Genomic DNA, 16,217 nt, shown 5'->3' with positions numbered 1-16,217 from the left:
TCGTTATAGTCGCGCCCAGCATAAGGAATGTCGCGGCGGCGGCCTTCCGAAGGAGTTGAGTCATGAGCGAGCCTGTGGCGGATCGCGTACCGGCGCCGCCGGCAGTCTGGGTGTTCGGGCTCTCGACCCTGATCCCGTTTTTCGTGGCTTCGGGTCTGTTTTGCTACGGTCCGCCGAGCATACAGGATGGAGCCCTGATCTCGTTGCTGGCCTATTCCACGGCCATGGTCTCCTATTTCGGCGGCGTCCGAACTGGGCTCGAAATTGAAAATCCCAGCCCTCGCTGGCGGGTGCTGGGCCTGTCGTTGTTGTTCCCCCTGGCCGGTTTCGGCCTTCTGCTGGGTGAGCTTCGCTTTGATCCGGCCTGGCAACTTTCAGGTTTCCTGCTGGTCTTCCTGCTGCAATGGGTCTGGGACGTCACCGACCACGATGGGCCGGCCTGGCGCCCGCGCATGCGCACCCTTCTGACATCCGGCGCCGCGGTGTCGCTGGCTTTCGCCCTTGAGCAGGCGCTGCATATGTAGGCCCCGCATCCGGCCTGCCGCCCAAGTGGTTGCGACTCGATGGACAGCGCCTAAGGTAGAGCTTCTGTTCGCAGGGTCCCTGTCTGATGCGCTCTCTGAAAATCGCGGTCTTTGCTCTGATCGCGCTTGGCTTGGCCGCCTGCGGCAAGTCCAAGGCCTATACGGCGCTGCCGGACGACATGGATATGGGCGACAGGAACGCCAAGATCACCGTCGTCGAGTACGCGTCCGTCGGATGCCCGATCTGCGCAGCCTGGCAAAAGGACGTCTATCCGGCCTTTAAGGCGAAATATATCGACACCGGCAAGGTGCACTACGTGTTTCGCGAGATGCTGGTCGGCGGCGGCTCGGAAGTCACCGTGGCTTCGGCCGGGTTTCTGTTGGCGCGCTGCGCCGGCAAGGACAAGTACTTCGCCGTCAATGACGCGATCTTCGCCAGCCATCCGGGCGTGTTCATCTCGCCTCGGGAGACGCTTGAAGATATCGCCAAGTCCGTGGGCATGAACGAGGCGCAGTTCAACAAATGCGTTCTGAACGAGGACCAGATCAAGGCCCTGAACAAGCGGGTGGAGACCAATGCTCGGGACCACAACGTGAACGCTACGCCGACCTTCGAGATCAACGGTAGAAAGCTCGAGCCTGGCTACCGCACGCTGGAGCAGCTCTACGCCGCGATCGCGGCCGCCAGCCAATAAGAGCGCTCAATCCGGCCGCAGTGATTTCGGCCCTACGGCGTGTACGCGTGTCGAACCCAAGGCGGCCGCCAGCACAGGCCCGCCAAAAAAGCCTGAAAAGGCCTGGTCCAGAATATTCAATCCGCCGGTATAGGCGCCGAACGCCGGCAGGATCAGGCGTGAGCCGTCGGTGACGAAGCAGCGTCGCCGCACGCTGCCGCGACCGCTTGTAACGCGCGCTGCGGGGTGCAGGTGGCCGGCCACCTCACCGGGCTGTAGCCCGGCCTGGGGTTCGTGGCGCAGGATCAGGCCCAATATAGCGGTCTCGGCGATCACCTCGCCCGGCAGGATACGCGGACCCTCCTCATCGTGATTGCCGACCGCCCAGACCAGTTCGCGGCCGCGCGCCAGGCCGGCCAGGCGCTCGGCGTCATCGGCGGCCAGCCGGTTTTCACCGTCGCCGTCGTGGAAACTGTCGCCCAGAAAGATCAGGCGTGCGGGAGACAGCGCCGCGACCTCCCGATCCAGCCGGTCGAGGGTCTCCCGGGTGTCGTATGGCGGCAGCATTTGGCCGAAGCGGGCGGCGTAGCTGCTGCCTTTCTCGAAATGCAGATCGGCGACCACCAGAGTGCGCTCCCCCTCCAACCACAGGGCGCCAGAACCGCGCAGCACGACGCTGGTCCCGGCCAGCTCGATCCTCAGGCCGCCGCAGGCGTTGGTTTCGAACCGGGTCATGCCATGGCTTCCGCGATCAGGTCTTCTTCAGCCTCGGCTAGAATCGCTTCGCCTGCAGCGTCGCCCGGCGCGCGCTCACGGCCGATCTCCAGCATCAGGGGGACGGCGAAGGGCGAGACGCGGTCCAGCCGGACATTGCGGATATTGCCCTTCACGCGGGCCAGCATGTCGCCCAGCCGCGCGACGTCCAGCAGGCCGGTGGCGGCGTCCTGGCGCGCGCAACGCAGCAGCAGGTGGTCGGGCTGGTGGCGGCGCAGGACATCGTAGATCAGGTCGGTCGAGAAGGTCACCTGGCGGCCCGACTTCTCTTCGCCCGGATAGCGCCGCTCGATCAGGCCGGCGATCAGGGCGCAGGCCTTGAAGCTGCGCTTCATCATGAAGCTTTCCTCCAGCCAGGCCTCGAGATCATCGCCCAGCATGTCCTGGTCGAACAGGGCGTCGAGGTCCAGATCGTCCATGGGCTTCAGCGACCACAGGTTCAGGGCGTAGTCGTTGCAGACAAAACCCAGGGGCCCGACGCCCAGCCGGTCCAGCCGCCGGGTCAGCAACATGGCCAGGGTGGTGTGGGCCAGGCGCCCCTCGAACGGATAGCAGACCATGTGGAAGCGCTTCCCCCGTGGGAAGGTCTCAAGCAGCATCTGATCCTCGCCCGGCAGGGCTGAGCGCACCTTTTGCCAGGCTAGCCATTCCTGGACGTCCTGGGGCAGGGCGACCCATTCGGCTTCGTCGTGCATCATCTTGCGCACGCGGCTGGCCAGGTAGGTTGAGAGTGGAAACTTCGAGCCGCCCCAGCTGGGCATCTTGGGGTCGTTATGGGGCGCGGGACTGACGAAGGCGTCGGCTCCGACCAGGCTGTTGAAGCGCCAGACCTGCCCCGCGAACACGAAGGTGTCGCCGGGGGCCAGTTGCTCGAAATAGCCTTCCTCAGCCTCGCCGATCTTGCGCCCGCCCATGGGGCGCTTGCCGCCGCCGATCCTGACATTGACGGTGGCGGCCGTGACGATCGCCCCGACGTTCATGCGGTGGCGCTGCACGGTCTGGGCGTTGCGAGCCCGCCACAGGCCGTCGGGGCCCGGCACGATGCGGCGAAACTTGTCGTAGGTCTTCAGGGCGTAGCCGCCGGTCGAGACGAAATCGACGACGGTCTCGAAGTCTTCCCAGGACAGGTCAGCATAGGGTCCGGCGGTGCGGATCTCGTCGTGCAGGGCCACCAGATCAAAGGGCTCGGAACAGGCGCAGCCCATGATGTGCTGGGCCAGCACGTCCAGAGCGCCGAGGCGTTCCAGTTCGCCGTCGAGATGGTTCTCCAGAATGGCGTCGGCGGCGGCGCGGCATTCCAGCATCTCGAAGCGGCTGGCCGGCACGAACAGGGCGCGGCTGGGCTCGTCCAGGCGGTGGTTGGCGCGGCCGATCCGCTGGACCATGCGTGAGGCGCCTTTCGGCGCGGCCAGTTGGATGACCAGATCGACGTCGCCCCAGTCGATGCCCATGTCCAGGGTCGAGGTGCAGACGACGGCCCGCAATTCGCCGCGCGCCATGGCCGCCTCGACCTTGCGGCGTTGCTCGGCCGACAGGCTGCCGTGGTGCAGGGCGATGGGCAGGCCTTCGTCGTTCAGCTCCCACAGGCGCTGGAACGCAAACTCGGCCTGGAAGCGGGTATTGACGAAGACCAGGGCCGTATTCGCGCCCTTGATGATCTCATAGACCTCGGCCATGGCGTGCTCGGCGGTATGACCCGCCCATGGCACCTTGCCGCCGGACACCAGCACCTCGACCACCGGCGGCGCACCGCCCGAGCCGAGGACGAGATCGACGGAGAAATCAGTGCTCCTCCCCCGCTGGGGGAGGTGGCCCGGAGGGCCGGAGGGGGCTAGCTCGGAAACGGCCGCTCTGTCCCCCTCCGTCGGCTTCGCCGACACCTCCCCCAGAGGGGGAGGATCTTCTTCCCTGCGATGCCCCCCCAGCCAGCGCCGCACCAGGTCGGAATCTTCCACCGTCGCCGACAGCCCCACGCGGCGCATGTTCGGCGCGAACAGCTGCAGCCGGGCCAGGTGCAGAGCCAGCAGGTCGCCGCGCTTGGATGGCCACAGGGCGTGGGCTTCGTCGATGATCACGCAGGAGAGGTCTGCGAAATAGTCTCGCGCGCCTTCCCAGGCGCAGAACAGGGCCAACTGCTCGGGTGTGGTCAGCAGAATGTCGGGCGGCCGTATCCTCTGACGGGCCTTGCGGCTCTCCCCGGTGTCGCCGGTGCGGCTTTCAGCGACGACCTTCAGGCCCATCTCGCGGATCGGGGTCATCAGGTTGCGCTCGACATCGACCGCCAGGGCCTTGAGCGGCGAGATGTAGAGGGTGTGGATCCCGGCCGGGGTGTTGCGCGGCGGGCGTTCGGACAGGTCGATCAGGCTGGGCAGGAAGCCGGCCAGGGTCTTGCCGCCGCCGGTGGGCGCGATCAGCAGAGCGCTTTTGCCCTCGCGCGCCTTGGCCAGCATCTCGAGTTGATGGGCCCGCGGCGCCCAGCCGCGCGCGGTGAACCAATCCTGAAAGCGGGGAGGTAGGGCGGCGGCCGCGTGCATTGCCCGCCGATATAGCATGTTCCCGTTCCGTTTCCAGACGAAGCGTGCGGGGCGCTGACGAACTCGCCTCTCGCGCTGCAACGCTTGACGGACGCGTTCCGCGCGCAACAATCGCCGGGATTGTCTGGGGTGATCATGTTTTCCAGGGTGTTCGCGGTCGGGCTGGCCGGATTGGCGATGAGCGGGGCGGTTCCCGCCCATGCGCGTCAGGCCGCGACGCCGTCTGCGATCCAGGCGGTGGAGGATCCTGCCTTCTCAGCCCTGCTCAAGCGGGGGAAGGCGAGCGACGTCACGGCCTATGTCGATCTGGCGTTCGGCTATCTGGACGAGGACAATCCCCGGTACGACGTCGAGGAAGCCGTGCGCTGGCTGACGGCGGGCGCCGCGGCCCGTGATCCCGAGGCTCTTGTCGAGCTGGGTAATCTCTATTTCGACGGCGACAGGCTGGCGCAGGACCGCCGCAAGGCGCTGGACCTCTATCGCCGCGCCGCAGATCTGGGGAGTCTGGACGGGCTCTACAATGTCGGCATCGTCTATGAGGGCGGGGGCGGCGTCGCCGAGAACTTGAAGGAAGCCCTGCGCTGGTATCGGCGGGCGGCGGACGCCGGGTCTGAACTGGGCATGTTCCAGGTGGCCAACGCCTATCATCACGGACGGGGCGTGCGCGCCGATCTGGCCCAGGCTGTCTACTGGCTGCGCAAGGCGGTGGTGGCGGGATCGTCCGGCGCGATGAATGATCTGGGCGCGCTCTATTCGGATGGCGACGGTGTGCCCCAGGATGACGCCGAGGCGCTGCGACTGTTCGTGGCCGCCGCGCGCAACGGCTCGGCCATCGCCATGGCCAATGTCGCGGTGGTGCACCACAACGGCGAGGGCGTGCCGGTCGACTATGTCGAGTCCATACGCTGGTATCAGATGGCGGCCGACAACGGCTATCTGCCGGCCTATTACCGTCTGGGGGCGATGTGCGAGGCGGGCGAGGGGATCCGCTACGATCTGGACACCGCCCTGGAGATGTATCGCCGCGCCGCCGACAGCGACGATCCGGCCGTGCGTCAGCAGGCCCAGACGGCGATCGACCGGCTGGAACGCGGCGACGACGACGACCCGCGCATCGTCTGACGCTGTTCGCATTCTGTTTCCGCCGCCAAGGTGCTAACAGACTCGGGTGACCGCTTCGCCGCCGACTCTCGATCTCGCGCCCGCGCTCGTCGTGCTGCCCGGGCCCCGCGCCGGCTATGCGGACGGCGAGGGCGACGGCCGGCTGCTGCGTGCGCCGGACGCGCGCGATCTGCTGGAACACGGCCCCGTCCTGGTCGCCCATGCTGCGATGACCGCCAAGAGGCTGAACCTGCACGCCCCGGCCCGCAGCGGTCGGCTGTTCGATGTTCTGGAGCTCTATGCCTTCGTGCGACCGGCGACCTTCTGCGCGCCGTCGGCGGTGGGTCTGTCGATGGCCCTGGGCCTGGCCGAGCCCAAGGGCGCGGCGGAGCAGGCCGCCAGCCTGAGGCTTTCGGCCGACGCCCTGCTGGGCGAGTTGCGCCTGACCCCTCAGCCGTCGCGGGAAGAGGCCCTGGCGGTCGCCGAGACCCTGGCCAAGGCCGGCTGGGCCTGGGGCCCGGCGGTGATCGGCGCCTTGCGCTCGGCGCCGGTCGGCAACCAGTTTCGCAGCTCGGGTCTCGATGTCTGGGCGCGCATCACGGAATGGGAAGACCAGGCCCCGCTGGGCGAGTCCGGCACGCGGCCGATCGATCCCGAACGGGCCGGCGAGCGCCTGACCGAGCTGCTGCAACGCTCGGGCCTGGACGAGGTGCGCGAGGCCCAGGCCACCTATGCCCGCGAGGCGGCCTTCGTCTTCCAGCCGCGCGAACACGAGGGCGAGCCGCGCATGATGCTGGCCGAGGCCGGCACCGGGGTTGGCAAGACCCTGGGCTATCTGGCGCCGGCTTCGCTGTGGGCCGAGGCCAATGGGCCTTCCGTCTGGATCAGCACCTATACGCGGGCTCTGCAGCGCCAGATCGAGCGCGAGAGCCAGTCGATCTATCCCGATCCGGCCGTCCGCGCCCGCAAGGCGGTGGTCCGCAAGGGCCGCGAGAACTATGTGTGCCTGTTGAATTTCCAGGAGCAGATCAACGGCGCCCAACTGGGCAATGGCGATCTGATCGGTCTGGCCCTGACCGCCCGCTGGGCCCGGGCGACCCGCGACGGCGACATGACCGGCGGGGACTTCCCGGCCTGGCTGCCGACCCTGTTCGCGACCGCGCCGTCGCTGCAGGCCAGCGCCGCCAACCTGGTCGACCGGCGCGGCGAATGCGTCCATGCTGGCTGCCAGCACTATCGCATCTGCTTCATCGAGAAGGCGGTGCGAGCCTCCAAGCGGGCCGACATCGTCATCGCCAACCATGCGCTGGTCCTGACCCAGGCGGCCTTTGACGGGGCGCGGGCGGCTCGGGGGCTGAAGGGCGACAACGAGACCACGGCGGTCAAGCGTGTGGTGTTCGACGAGGGCCACCACCTGTTCGACGCGGCCGACAGCGCCTTTTCGGCGGCTTTGTCCGGGGCCGAGGCGGCCGAGCTGCGGCGCTGGATCCGCGGACCCGAGGGGCGCGGTCGGCGGGGCCGGGGCCTTGAGGCGCGGCTGCTCGACATTTTGGGCGATCGCGAGGGCGCGCGTCAGGCCCTGACGGCGGTGCTGCACGCGGCCGTCGCCTTGCCGGGCGAGGGCTGGTCGGGCCGGATCGCGCCGCCGGATGGCCAGGCCAATCCGATCGGGCCGATCGAGACCTATCTGGTGGCGGTGATCGAGCAATTGCGGGCCCGCAGCGGTGAGCGCGGCGGGTTCGAGCAGGGGCTGCAATGCGCCGCCCGGCCGGCGGTGGACCTGGTGCGCGAGCGGGCCGGCGAGGCCGCCCGGGCTCTGGCCGGGATCGAGGCGCCGCTCCTGGCCCTGGCGCGGCAACTGGAGGACGTGCTCGACGAGGACGCCGAGCACCTGGGCACATCGGAACGGGCCCGCATCGAGGGGGCCTTGCGCGGTCTGGATCGCCGGGCCCGGATGACCCTGCCGGCCTGGCGTTCGATCCTCAAGGCGATCGACGAAGACGCCGAGGACGACCCGGAGTTCGTGGACTGGTTCGAAGCGACGTTCCTCTACGGGCGCGTGGTCGACGCCGCGTGCCGGCGGCACTGGGTGGATCCGACCGAGCCCCTGCGGGCGGCCGTTCTGAGCCCGGCCCACGGGGTGCTGGTGACCAGCGCCACCCTGACCGATCCGGCCCTGGAGGATCCGTTCGCCCTGGCCGAGATGCGCACCGGCGCGGCGCGCATGCCCCAGGCGCCCAAGGTTTTGCGGCTGGTCTCGCCGTTCGACTATGAGAAGAACGCCCGGGCGATCGTGGTCACCGACGTCAACAAGGAGGATGCGCGGCAGGTCTCGGCGGCCATGCGCGAGCTGTTCCTGGCGGCGGGCGGCGGCGGGCTGGGGCTGTTCACGGCCATCCGGCGGCTGAAGGCCGTGCACGAGCGCATCGCCGCGCCGCTGGCCGATCAGGGCCTGGCGCTGTACGCCCAGCATGTGGATCCGCTGGAGGCGGGGGCCCTGGTTGACATCTTCCGGGCCGAGCAGGACGCCTGTCTGCTGGGCACCGACGCCATCCGCGACGGGATCGATGTTCCGGGTCGAAGCCTGCGTTTGCTGGTTTTCGACCGGGTGCCGTGGCCCAGACCCGATATTCTACACAAAGCGCGACGTGCTCGCTTTGGTGGAAAAGGCTACGATGACTCTACCGCAAGGGCGCGTATCAGTCAAGCTTTTGGCCGGCTGATCCGCCGGGCGGACGACCGCGGCGTGTTCGTGATGCTGGACGCCGCCGCGCCGACGCGACTATTCTCGGGCTTGCCGGAAGGCGTCACCGTCGAGCGCATGAGCCTTGTCGAGGCCATCGAGGCCACGGCCGGATTCTTGACCGAGACTTGAGCGTCACACTTGGCGGGTAGACGTCGTCCTTGGGTCTAAGGCCTTGGAGGCGCAGATGATTCGAGCTTGGGGTCTGGCCTTGGCGGCGCTGCTGGTCGCCGGCGAAGCCGGGGCGGAAGACTTTGTCCGTCATGACTGTCGGTCGACCGTTCAGGCGACCCAGAGCCTGCGGTTCGAAACGGCCCAGCACGCCCTCTGGTACAAGCGCTTCTGGACCGGCGCCTGCGAGGATCTGAGCTTCTGCTTTCCGGGCTCGCCCAACTGGAACGAGGTGGTCGGCAAGCTGCTGATCCGGGGTGGTCCGAGCGAGCGCGACATCCTGCTGCCCAAGGCCTGCCGGCTGGGCCAGATGATCGGCCTGGAATGGGCTCGCGACCGCCGGATCAAGCGCATCCAGACCACCGACCTGCGCACCTTCAACACCATGCTGGAGGCCTCGGGCGACGCCCTGCGCGGTGTTGAACGGGTGGAGTCGAAGGCCCAGACGATGCTGCTGCAACATTAGGATCTTATCGCAGCCTCAAACCCGCCGAACTTCCGCGCCGCCTGCGGTCTAGACGAGGGGCTCCCCAAGAGGAGCGTTCCGATGACCCGATCCGCCCATCCCGCCGATCCCGCGATCGACGAGACCGCCGCCCCGGCCCAGACCTATTCGGCCCGCGCCCTGGTGCGCGCCGTGCGCTGGCGCAGCGGCCTGTCGGCTACGCAGTTCGCCCGCGCCTTTCACATCGATGCGGATTTGCTGTCGGCCCTCGAACAGGGCGATACTCGGCCCGACGCCGCCCTGACCGCCTATCTGCGGGTCATCGACCATGCTCCGGACGTCGTGCGCGACGCCCTGGAGCGGTCGGGCCTGTAGCGCGCGATCAGAGGACCAAGCCCTGACGATCCACCTCGAGACCGCCCCTTGAACGACCAAGCCTTCGTCTATGTCGTCTATATCCGCGCCGCGCGCGAAGCGGTCTGGCTGGCCCTGACCGAGCCTGACCTTACGGCGCGCTACTGGTTCGGGGCGCGGGTCGACAGCGCCTGGACGGTCGGATCGCCGGTGGTGATGTACGGACCTCGCGGCGCGATCGACTTCACCGGCGTGGTGCTGCAGAGCGACCCGTCCGGCGGTCTGGCCTTCACCTTTCTGGACGCCGATATCGGCCAGGACGAGGGCCCATCGAGGGTCAGTTTTCAGATCGAGGCCCTGGACGGGGTGGTGCGCCTGACCCTGACCCATGACGGTTTTCCGCGCGGCAGCTTGGTGCGCCACAGCGCCGCCGAGGCCTGGCCGGTGATCCTGTCGGCGCTCAAGAGCCTGCTGGAAACCGGCGTCGCCACCCGCCAGCTGATGCCCAACGGGCGATCGCGGACAGACAGCTTTCTTGCACCGCCATCCCCATAAACCGGACACCACAAATCCCGATATTCCAGAGACTTACCGGATAGTTTTCCGATACTTATCCCCGGTGTTCGCGGCCGCCTTAGTCTAGGGGGCATGACGATACGCCAGCCTTACAAGATCCGCTCGCCCGAAACCTGGGCCCTGATCCGCGCCGCCTATCTGGGCGGCGACACCGCCCGCGCCGTCGCCAGGCGCTTCGACGTCACCCCCGCCGCCCTGGAGCGACGGGCCAGCCGGGAGGGCTGGACCAAGAAGGCCTATGCTGCGGCCCGCTCGGCGGTCAGCGCGCCCCCGCCGGAACCGGGGAGGGAAGGGCCGGGGAGCGAGGAGGCCAAAACCGAGCCGGACCCCGCCATGACCTTCCCCTTGGCCATGGTCGAGGCCGAGGCCGCCCTGCGGGCCGGTCGCGGGGCCGAGGCCCTGCGGCTGATGCAGGCGGCCGAGCACTATCTGAAGATGCGCCACCGGATGCAGGACGTGCAACGCCAGCGCGCCGTGGAACAGGCCCAGGCCGACGCCAACCTGAAGCCCGAGGCGATCTGGACCCAGATCGCCGACAAGGCGATGGTCATCGCCCACGCCATGGTCACCCGGGGCGGCGGTCCGGCCTTCCTGTCGCGCAAGGTGTTCGCCTGGCGCGCCAAGCACATGGGCCCGGCGGTGGCCGCCGAAGACTTCCAGCACGGCTGGGACGGCGGCTGGGGTCGCCGCTACTGGAACCCCGACGGCACGCTGAAGGACCCCGAGGGGCTGGGCTGGACGGACGAGGAACGCAAGATGTTCGGCGGATGAGGGGCGGGCGGCACGGCCCCTAGAGCCTTTTAGCCTCACATGGAATCATGTGAGGCGTCTAAAAAAGGCTCTAAATCAAACATTTAGAGCGTGATAGCCGCCGAAACCGCGTACACTTTCGGCTATCACGCTCTATGTCACGCCGCGAGCATCGCCTGGGACCCTACCAGGTCTGCGACCTGCGGGCGCGGGTGGCGGAGGGGAGTTCGCCAAACCGTTCCCGGTAGCGCCGGGCGAAATGGCCGAAGCTGGAAAAGCCGCAGGCCATGGCGATGCTGATCACCGAGTCCTCCCCCTCGCCCAGGAGCTGTTGATGGGCATGATCGAGGCGAAGTTCGCGCAGATAGGTCAGGGGCGCGATCCCGCGGTGTTGTTTGAACCGGGCAAAAACGCTCCTGACGCTGACGTTACAGGCCGCCGCTATGCCTTCGACCGTCAGGGGCTGGTTCCAGTGGGCCTGGATGTAGGCCTCAAGCGCCCTGACGTGGACGACGGAAGCGCTCTTGGGGTCCTGCACCATGCGCTCCCGAAATCCGATGAGATTCTCGAAAAGAAATGCGGTGCTGAGCGCCTGGCTCATTTCGACAGAGGGCAAATCGATACTGTCTTGTGTCGCAAGAATGCGCCCCAACGCTCTGGCGATTTCCTCGGAGCGACGGCGCGATGCGGTCGGCAGCGCTTCCAGCACCGGCAGGGCCAAGGGGCCTGGCAGTGAGGAGCCGAGTATGGCTTCGGCCTTTCGGCGCAGCACGGCCTCGTCGAACTGCAAGACAATGTGCTGATAGCCCGCCCCATAATGGGCCTCGAACGAGGAGTCGGGCGGGATGATCGTGGTGGTGTCGGCATTGATTTCTAGCTGGCGGCCGCCCGAGGTGATCCTCCCCTGGCTCGACAGGCAAAGGAACTGTCTCACGCCGACCATGCTGGAGAAATGGATCTCGACGGGGGCGTCATAGCGGCAATAGTGCAGGCACACGCTGCCGATCTCGACCCGGTTCGCCGACGCAAAAAACGGCGTTGCGTCAAGCGGGGTGTTGACCAGTCTCGCCCCATACGTGGACCAAAGAGTCCGGGCCAAGGTCTCGCGATCCGTCGCTTGAAAGATCGGCCAGGACGCCAAGGGTGAGGGGTCTTCGTGCGGCTTTGGCCTGTCCACTCCGGTAGCCTTTTCGATCAATCCAAAATTGTTTAATTCACTTGCTACCTCAAACATAGAAAAATGTTCCGGGTCGGATCTGAATATTCCAAAAATGCAGCCTATTGGAAATTTGCGCGTTTGGAACACGATTGATGAAAATGGAACTCATAACCGATTTACTTCAGCTTGATATAGGTGGGGAAGGGTAATTTTCGACTTAAGAAAACTCTCCCATTCTCGATTTATAATTTAAAATTCTGCCGCACCAAGAATACATCGGAGACTACGTGTTCGGTATCCAGTCCAAATCCGGTGCGGAAGCTTCGCAGGCCCTGGCCGCGATCGGCCGGGCCTTGGCGATCATCGAGTTTGACCCAACCGGAAAAATTCTCACCGCGAACGAGAATTTCTGCGCCGCGCTGGGCTACGGTCTTTCCGAGATCAAAGGCCAGCATCACAGCCTGTTCGTCGACGCGGCATACGCGCGCAGCCCCGAATATGCCGCCTTCTGGGCCAAGCTGGGGCGGGGCGAATTCGATGCGCAGGAATATCTGCGCATCGGCAAAGGCGGCGCGGAGGTCTGGATCCAGGCCTCCTACAACCCCGTTCGAAATGGCCGGGGCGTGGTGACCCGGGTCATCAAGGTCGCGACGGTGATCACGGCTGAAAAGCTGCGCAATGCGGAGTTTGAAGGAAAGATCGACGCCATCTCGCGCGCCCAGGCGATGATCGAATTCACCCCCGACGGCAAGATCATCACGGCCAATGAGAACTTTCTGAACGCGATGGGCTATGTCCTGTCCGAGGTTCAGGGTCAGCACCACCGTATCTTTGTGGAGCCGGCTCTGGCGCAGTCGTCCGAGTACCAGGACCTCTGGAAAAAGCTGAACAACGGCGAGTTTGTCGCCGACGAGTTCAAGCGCATCGGCAAGGGCGGCCGCGAGGTCTGGATCCAGGCCTCCTACAACCCGATCTTCGACAGCCAGAAACGGGTGATCAAGGTGGTCAAGTTCGCCACCGACGTCACGCCGCGCGTTCGCGCCGTCGAGGCGGTGGCGTCCGGCCTGGCGCAACTGGCGCAGAACAATCTGAGCTACCGGATCGAGGCGGCTGTCGAACCGGCCTTCGAAAAGGTGCGCAACGACTTCAATGTCGCCATGAACATGCTGGATGAGACCATGAGGTCGGTCGCCGGTGCGACCGATGGCGTGGGCAGCGGCGCCGAGCAGATCGCCGCGGCCTCGTCGGATCTGTCGCGCCGCACCGAGCAGCAGGCGGCCAGCCTGGAAGAAACCGCCGCGGCGCTTGACGAAATCACCGCCACGGTGAGACGCAGCGCCGAGGGCGCCAAACAGGCGTCCACCGCAGCCTCCAATGCGCGGTCCGACGCCACGAAATCCGGCGAGGTCGTCGGCCAAGCGGTCGCGGCGATGGGCGAGATCGACAGCTCCTCGCGCCAGATCACCCAGATCATCGGTGTCATCGACGAGATCGCCTTCCAGACCAACCTCCTGGCCCTGAACGCCGGCGTCGAAGCGGCCCGGGCCGGCGACGCGGGGCGCGGCTTCGCCGTGGTGGCTCAGGAAGTGCGGGCCCTGGCCCAGCGCTCGGCCGACGCCGCCAAGGAGATCAAGATCCTGATCGCCACCTCCAGCGCCCAGGTCGAACGCGGCGTGAAGCTGGTGGACGAGACCGGGCGGTCCCTGACCGGCATCGTGACCATGGTGGCCGAGATCGACGCCCTGATTTCCGAGATCGCGAAATCTTCCCAGGAACAGGCTACGGGCCTGCATGAGGTCAACACCGCCGTCAATCAGATGGATCAGGTGACCCAGCAGAACGCCGCCATGGTCGAGGAAGCCACCGCCGCTGCGGTCAGTCTGAGGAGCAACTCGAAGGAGCTCAACCGACTGATGGCGCAGTTCCAGACGAAGGGCGGCGTGGCGCGGACCCGTCCGCAGCTGGTTCAGTCGGGACACGCTGGTCCCGGACAGAACCCCGTCGCGCAACAAAGGGCCAAGCTGGCGGCGGGAATGGGCGCCGCTCCGGCGCCGCAGTCCAGTGGCGGTTGGGACGAGTTTTAGCCGCGAACCTTGAAGCGGACGCCGCTGGGCGGCGTTCGATCTCTGCGACGCTCGAAGAGCGTGCGCTTTGCGGTGTCGACCAATCTGGCCTGTCATCGCTCGGCTAGGGCTCTACGCAGAGTCGGGATGGGTGTTCATACCGACCGCCCATCCGGCCGCTGATGCGCTCGGCCAGTCGGACGCCGGAGCGCCAGGCCGCCTCGACGCCATCGCCGGCCACCCAGTCGCCGCACAGGCCCAGACCCAAAGAGGCGCGCCAGATGGGACCGGATGAGGGACTGGCGGGGCGCGCATAGCGCCAGCGATGGGCTTGCAGGGCTAAGACCTGGGGCAGGGGGGCGTCGAAGCGCCGGGCCAGGGCCGCCATCAGGCGGTCGGCCACCTCGGCTGGCGAGGCGCCCAGATAGCGACGGGACCACGGGCTGGTCGCCTGCAGGGTCCAGGCTTCGGGGCCCGAGCGCCCCGGCTTGCTGGTCTCTCGGATCGCTGCGGCCAGGGTGTCGCAATCGTCAAGACGCCCGGCGTCCGTCGGCAGGCGGCCGTCGAACACCACCATGGCCGACCAGACCGGGTCGGATTGGGCCATGGCGGCGCGGACGGAGAGATCGAAGGCGTGTTGAGCCGGAAGGGGCGTGGCCTGTTCGGGCGGGATCGCCAGAACCACAATGTCGAACGGTCCCTCGGACCCCGGGGCGCGCCCCAGGATGTTCAGGCTCCAGCCTGAGGGGGCAGGCGTCAGGCCCGTGACCTGCGTGGACCAGTCGACCTGCAGGCCCTCCGCCAGGGCCTTGAGCGGGGCGTTCATGGTCGGCGTCCCCACGATCGCGCCAGGACCCGCCTCGGGCCAGGGCGCGGCGAGCCCGCGGCGCACCCAGTCGTCGACATACTGCCGGAAGGCCGGGTCCTGCGCGGTGAAGGCGGTCGCGCCGTGGTCGAAACAGGCTTCGCCGGCCAGGGTCTGGATCCGGCGCGTCGACATCCGGCCGCCGACCCCGCGACCCTTGTCCAGCAGACGCACGGCAAGACCCGCCTGGGTCAGGCGCTCGGCGCAGGCCAGCCCGGCCAGGCCGGCGCCGATGATCGCGACCCGGCGAGGACTCGTCTGTGATGACGCGATCACCATGCGATCGGCCTCCCATCCCAGGCGAAGAACCCGCCGTTGTCTTCCGGCTGCAGGCCGTCCATCACCGCGACCAGGGCCTGGGCCGAACGGGCGGGGGTGAAGGCGGTGTCGGCCGGCCCGTCCTTTCGGAACGGCGCGCTGAGGCCGGTCTGGACGGTGCCGGGGTGCAGGGCGACGCAGACCCCCAGCGGCCGCGTGCGGCGGTGCTCGATGGCCAGGGTGGCGATCAGCATGTTCAGCGCCGCCTTGGAGGCGCGATAGCCGTACCAGCCGCCCAGGCCATTGTCGGAAATGCTGCCCACGCGCGCCGACAGGGCCGCGAAGACGCTGGGGCGATCCTTGGGCGTCAGGGGCAGCAGGTGCTTGGCGATCAGGGCCGGGGCCACGGCGTTGACCGCGAAGAGCTGGGTCAGGGTCGCGGCGTCGAGGGACCGCATCGACTTTTCGGGCGCGACGCCGGGGCCGTGCAACAGGCCGGTGGCGACGACCACACGGTCCAGCGCGCCCAGGCCGCTCAGGGTTTGAGCGGCCGCCGCGAGGTCGGCGTCCTGCAGGATATCGGCCTGGATGAAGGGCCAGGCGGGATCGTCGGGCCAGTCGTCCGGGCGTCGCCGGGCCAGGCCGACCACCTGATCATAGCGACCCTCGGCGCCCAGCGTCCGGGCCAGGGCGCCGCCCAGCCCGCCGCTGACGCCGACGACCACCGCGATTGACGCCGGCTCAGCCATGCAGCACCGCCGCGCCCGCCAGCAGACCGGTCACGGCCCCCAGGGTCAGACGCCACCGCAGCCGGCCATAGCCCTGCGGCGCGGACCTGGCGCCGCCGTCCCACACCGCATGGGCCAGCAGGGCCAGGGCCAGAAGGATCAGCCGCACGGCGGGCGGCGCGATGGGGGCGAAGACTAGGATCCAGGCCAGGATCGGCGGCGCCATCGACACGACAAGGGTTGAGGCGTCGGGGCGAAGGGTCATCAGCGTCATGCCCATGCGGGCGCCGGCCAGAAAGGACAGGATCACGGCGCCATAGGCCGCCAGAGCCGCGATCGTGACAGTTTGAAACGCCGGCCAGGCCAGTCCCGCCAGAACGGGCAGCCAGAAGGGCGCGACGCCCAGGGCTCCCAGGGCGCTCAGCAGGGGCGGCACGCCCGGCGCGCGCGCCTCGGCCGGAAAGGCCTCGGCGCTCATGGTCTGCCTTCGTTGTAGAG

General features: G+C 67.6%; 15 protein-coding genes. 9 read left to right on the top strand and 6 right to left on the bottom strand.

All coding sequences use genetic code 11. The features are described 5' to 3' along the window. Positions 1 to 62: 62 nt before the first annotated feature. Both ACW18B_RS17130 and ACW18B_RS17125 read left to right on the top strand, forming a co-directional pair. Positions 63 to 524 (top strand): DUF3429 domain-containing protein, encoded by a 462-nt coding sequence (locus ACW18B_RS17130; RefSeq protein ID WP_492048220.1) that lies wholly within the window; start codon positions 63 to 65, stop codon positions 522 to 524. Between the two features lie 86 nt (positions 525 to 610). After that, the gene (locus tag ACW18B_RS17125) at positions 611 to 1,219 is read left to right on the top strand and encodes a thioredoxin domain-containing protein (RefSeq protein WP_492048219.1); all 609 of its coding nucleotides are present in this window, start codon (positions 611 to 613) and stop codon (positions 1,217 to 1,219) included. A 6-nt stretch (positions 1,220 to 1,225) separates the two neighbouring features. Here ACW18B_RS17125 and pdeM read toward each other — a convergent pair whose 3' ends face one another. Together pdeM and ACW18B_RS17115 are read right to left on the bottom strand one after the other, a co-directional pair. Beyond that, positions 1,226 to 1,933 carry a ligase-associated DNA damage response endonuclease PdeM gene (pdeM, locus tag ACW18B_RS17120; RefSeq protein ID WP_492048218.1) on the bottom strand — a complete coding sequence of 236 codons (708 nt, stop codon included), beginning with the start codon at positions 1,931 to 1,933 and terminating at the stop codon, positions 1,226 to 1,228. Next, complete coding sequence (locus tag ACW18B_RS17115) at positions 1,930 to 4,506, bottom strand: ligase-associated DNA damage response DEXH box helicase (protein WP_492051760.1); 2,577 nt, start codon at positions 4,504 to 4,506, stop codon at positions 1,930 to 1,932. Before ACW18B_RS17115 ends, pdeM begins: the two co-directional genes overlap by 4 nt. Positions 4,507 to 4,641: 135 nt before the next feature. On the opposite strand from ACW18B_RS17115, the gene ACW18B_RS17110 reads away from it, so the two are divergent. The 6 genes from ACW18B_RS17110 to ACW18B_RS17085 all read left to right on the top strand — a co-directional run bounded on the left by ACW18B_RS17110 (position 4,642) and on the right by ACW18B_RS17085 (position 10,667). Next, a complete protein-coding gene (locus ACW18B_RS17110; protein WP_492051758.1) occupies positions 4,642 to 5,628 on the top strand; it encodes a tetratricopeptide repeat protein in 987 nt (328 codons plus the stop codon). A gap of 46 nt (positions 5,629 to 5,674) precedes the next feature. Further along, a complete protein-coding gene (locus ACW18B_RS17105; RefSeq protein WP_492048217.1) occupies positions 5,675 to 8,482 on the top strand; it encodes an ATP-dependent DNA helicase in 2,808 nt (935 codons plus the stop codon). Positions 8,483 to 8,537: 55 nt separating this feature from the next. Then, complete coding sequence (locus ACW18B_RS17100) at positions 8,538 to 8,987, top strand: hypothetical protein (protein WP_492048216.1); 450 nt, start codon at positions 8,538 to 8,540, stop codon at positions 8,985 to 8,987. 81 nt (positions 8,988 to 9,068) lie between these two features. Further along, entirely contained in the window at positions 9,069 to 9,341 is a 273-nt protein-coding gene (locus ACW18B_RS17095) for a helix-turn-helix domain-containing protein (RefSeq protein WP_492048215.1), read from the top strand. A gap of 48 nt (positions 9,342 to 9,389) precedes the next feature. Next, positions 9,390 to 9,875 carry an SRPBCC family protein gene (locus ACW18B_RS17090; RefSeq protein WP_492048214.1) on the top strand — a complete coding sequence of 162 codons (486 nt, stop codon included), beginning with the start codon at positions 9,390 to 9,392 and terminating at the stop codon, positions 9,873 to 9,875. Positions 9,876 to 9,968: 93 nt separating this feature from the next. Beyond that, complete coding sequence (locus ACW18B_RS17085) at positions 9,969 to 10,667, top strand: hypothetical protein (RefSeq protein ID WP_492048213.1); 699 nt, start codon at positions 9,969 to 9,971, stop codon at positions 10,665 to 10,667. A 163-nt stretch (positions 10,668 to 10,830) separates the two neighbouring features. Here ACW18B_RS17085 and ACW18B_RS17080 read toward each other — a convergent pair whose 3' ends face one another. After that, positions 10,831 to 11,880, bottom strand: a complete 1,050-nt coding sequence (locus ACW18B_RS17080) for an AraC family transcriptional regulator (RefSeq protein ID WP_492048212.1) — start codon at positions 11,878 to 11,880, stop codon at positions 10,831 to 10,833. 212 nt (positions 11,881 to 12,092) lie between these two features. Between ACW18B_RS17080 and ACW18B_RS17075 the strand changes: the two genes are divergently transcribed. Further along, positions 12,093 to 13,889 carry a methyl-accepting chemotaxis protein gene (locus ACW18B_RS17075; protein ID WP_492048211.1) on the top strand — a complete coding sequence of 599 codons (1,797 nt, stop codon included), beginning with the start codon at positions 12,093 to 12,095 and terminating at the stop codon, positions 13,887 to 13,889. A gap of 103 nt (positions 13,890 to 13,992) precedes the next feature. On the opposite strand, the gene ACW18B_RS17070 is transcribed toward ACW18B_RS17075, so the two are convergent. The 3 genes from ACW18B_RS17070 to ACW18B_RS17060 are packed head-to-tail and all read right to left on the bottom strand — an operon-like array spanning position 13,993 to position 16,197. After that, entirely contained in the window at positions 13,993 to 15,012 is a 1,020-nt protein-coding gene (locus ACW18B_RS17070; RefSeq protein WP_492048210.1) for an NAD(P)/FAD-dependent oxidoreductase, read from the bottom strand. After that, a complete protein-coding gene (locus ACW18B_RS17065; protein ID WP_492048209.1) occupies positions 15,006 to 15,740 on the bottom strand; it encodes an SDR family NAD(P)-dependent oxidoreductase in 735 nt (244 codons plus the stop codon). The genes ACW18B_RS17070 and ACW18B_RS17065 overlap by 7 nt, the downstream gene beginning before the upstream one ends. Beyond that, the gene (locus tag ACW18B_RS17060; RefSeq protein ID WP_492048208.1) at positions 15,733 to 16,197 is read right to left on the bottom strand and encodes a DUF3429 domain-containing protein; all 465 of its coding nucleotides are present in this window, start codon (positions 16,195 to 16,197) and stop codon (positions 15,733 to 15,735) included. The genes ACW18B_RS17065 and ACW18B_RS17060 overlap by 8 nt, the downstream gene beginning before the upstream one ends. Positions 16,198 to 16,217: the final 20 nt, after the last annotated feature.

Source organism: Caulobacter sp. FV2ps19 (assembly GCF_058681035.1).
Note: the sequence above shows the minus strand (reverse complement) of the source record. Positions and strands in the feature narration are given on the sequence as shown.

Excerpts from the sequence above, each read along its gene's own strand:
- ACW18B_RS17060 (WP_492048208.1), bottom strand. The coding sequence starts at position 16,197 with ATGAGCGCCGAGGCCTTTCCGGCCGAGGCGCGCGCGCCGGGCGTGCCG.
- ACW18B_RS17100 (WP_492048216.1), top strand. The coding sequence starts at position 8,538 with ATGATTCGAGCTTGGGGTCTGGCCTTGGCGGCGCTGCTGGTCGCCGGC.
- ACW18B_RS17130 (WP_492048220.1), top strand. The coding sequence starts at position 63 with ATGAGCGAGCCTGTGGCGGATCGCGTACCGGCGCCGCCGGCAGTCTGG.
- ACW18B_RS17115 (WP_492051760.1), bottom strand. The coding sequence starts at position 4,506 with ATGCACGCGGCCGCCGCCCTACCTCCCCGCTTTCAGGATTGGTTCACC.
- ACW18B_RS17125 (WP_492048219.1), top strand. The coding sequence starts at position 611 with ATGCGCTCTCTGAAAATCGCGGTCTTTGCTCTGATCGCGCTTGGCTTG.
- ACW18B_RS17080 (WP_492048212.1), bottom strand. The coding sequence starts at position 11,880 with ATGTTTGAGGTAGCAAGTGAATTAAACAATTTTGGATTGATCGAAAAG.
- ACW18B_RS17110 (WP_492051758.1), top strand. The coding sequence starts at position 4,642 with ATGTTTTCCAGGGTGTTCGCGGTCGGGCTGGCCGGATTGGCGATGAGC.
- ACW18B_RS17065 (WP_492048209.1), bottom strand. The coding sequence starts at position 15,740 with ATGGCTGAGCCGGCGTCAATCGCGGTGGTCGTCGGCGTCAGCGGCGGG.
- pdeM (WP_492048218.1), bottom strand. The coding sequence starts at position 1,933 with ATGACCCGGTTCGAAACCAACGCCTGCGGCGGCCTGAGGATCGAGCTG.
- ACW18B_RS17070 (WP_492048210.1), bottom strand. The coding sequence starts at position 15,012 with ATGGTGATCGCGTCATCACAGACGAGTCCTCGCCGGGTCGCGATCATC.
- ACW18B_RS17095 (WP_492048215.1), top strand. The coding sequence starts at position 9,069 with ATGACCCGATCCGCCCATCCCGCCGATCCCGCGATCGACGAGACCGCC.
- ACW18B_RS17085 (WP_492048213.1), top strand. The coding sequence starts at position 9,969 with ATGACGATACGCCAGCCTTACAAGATCCGCTCGCCCGAAACCTGGGCC.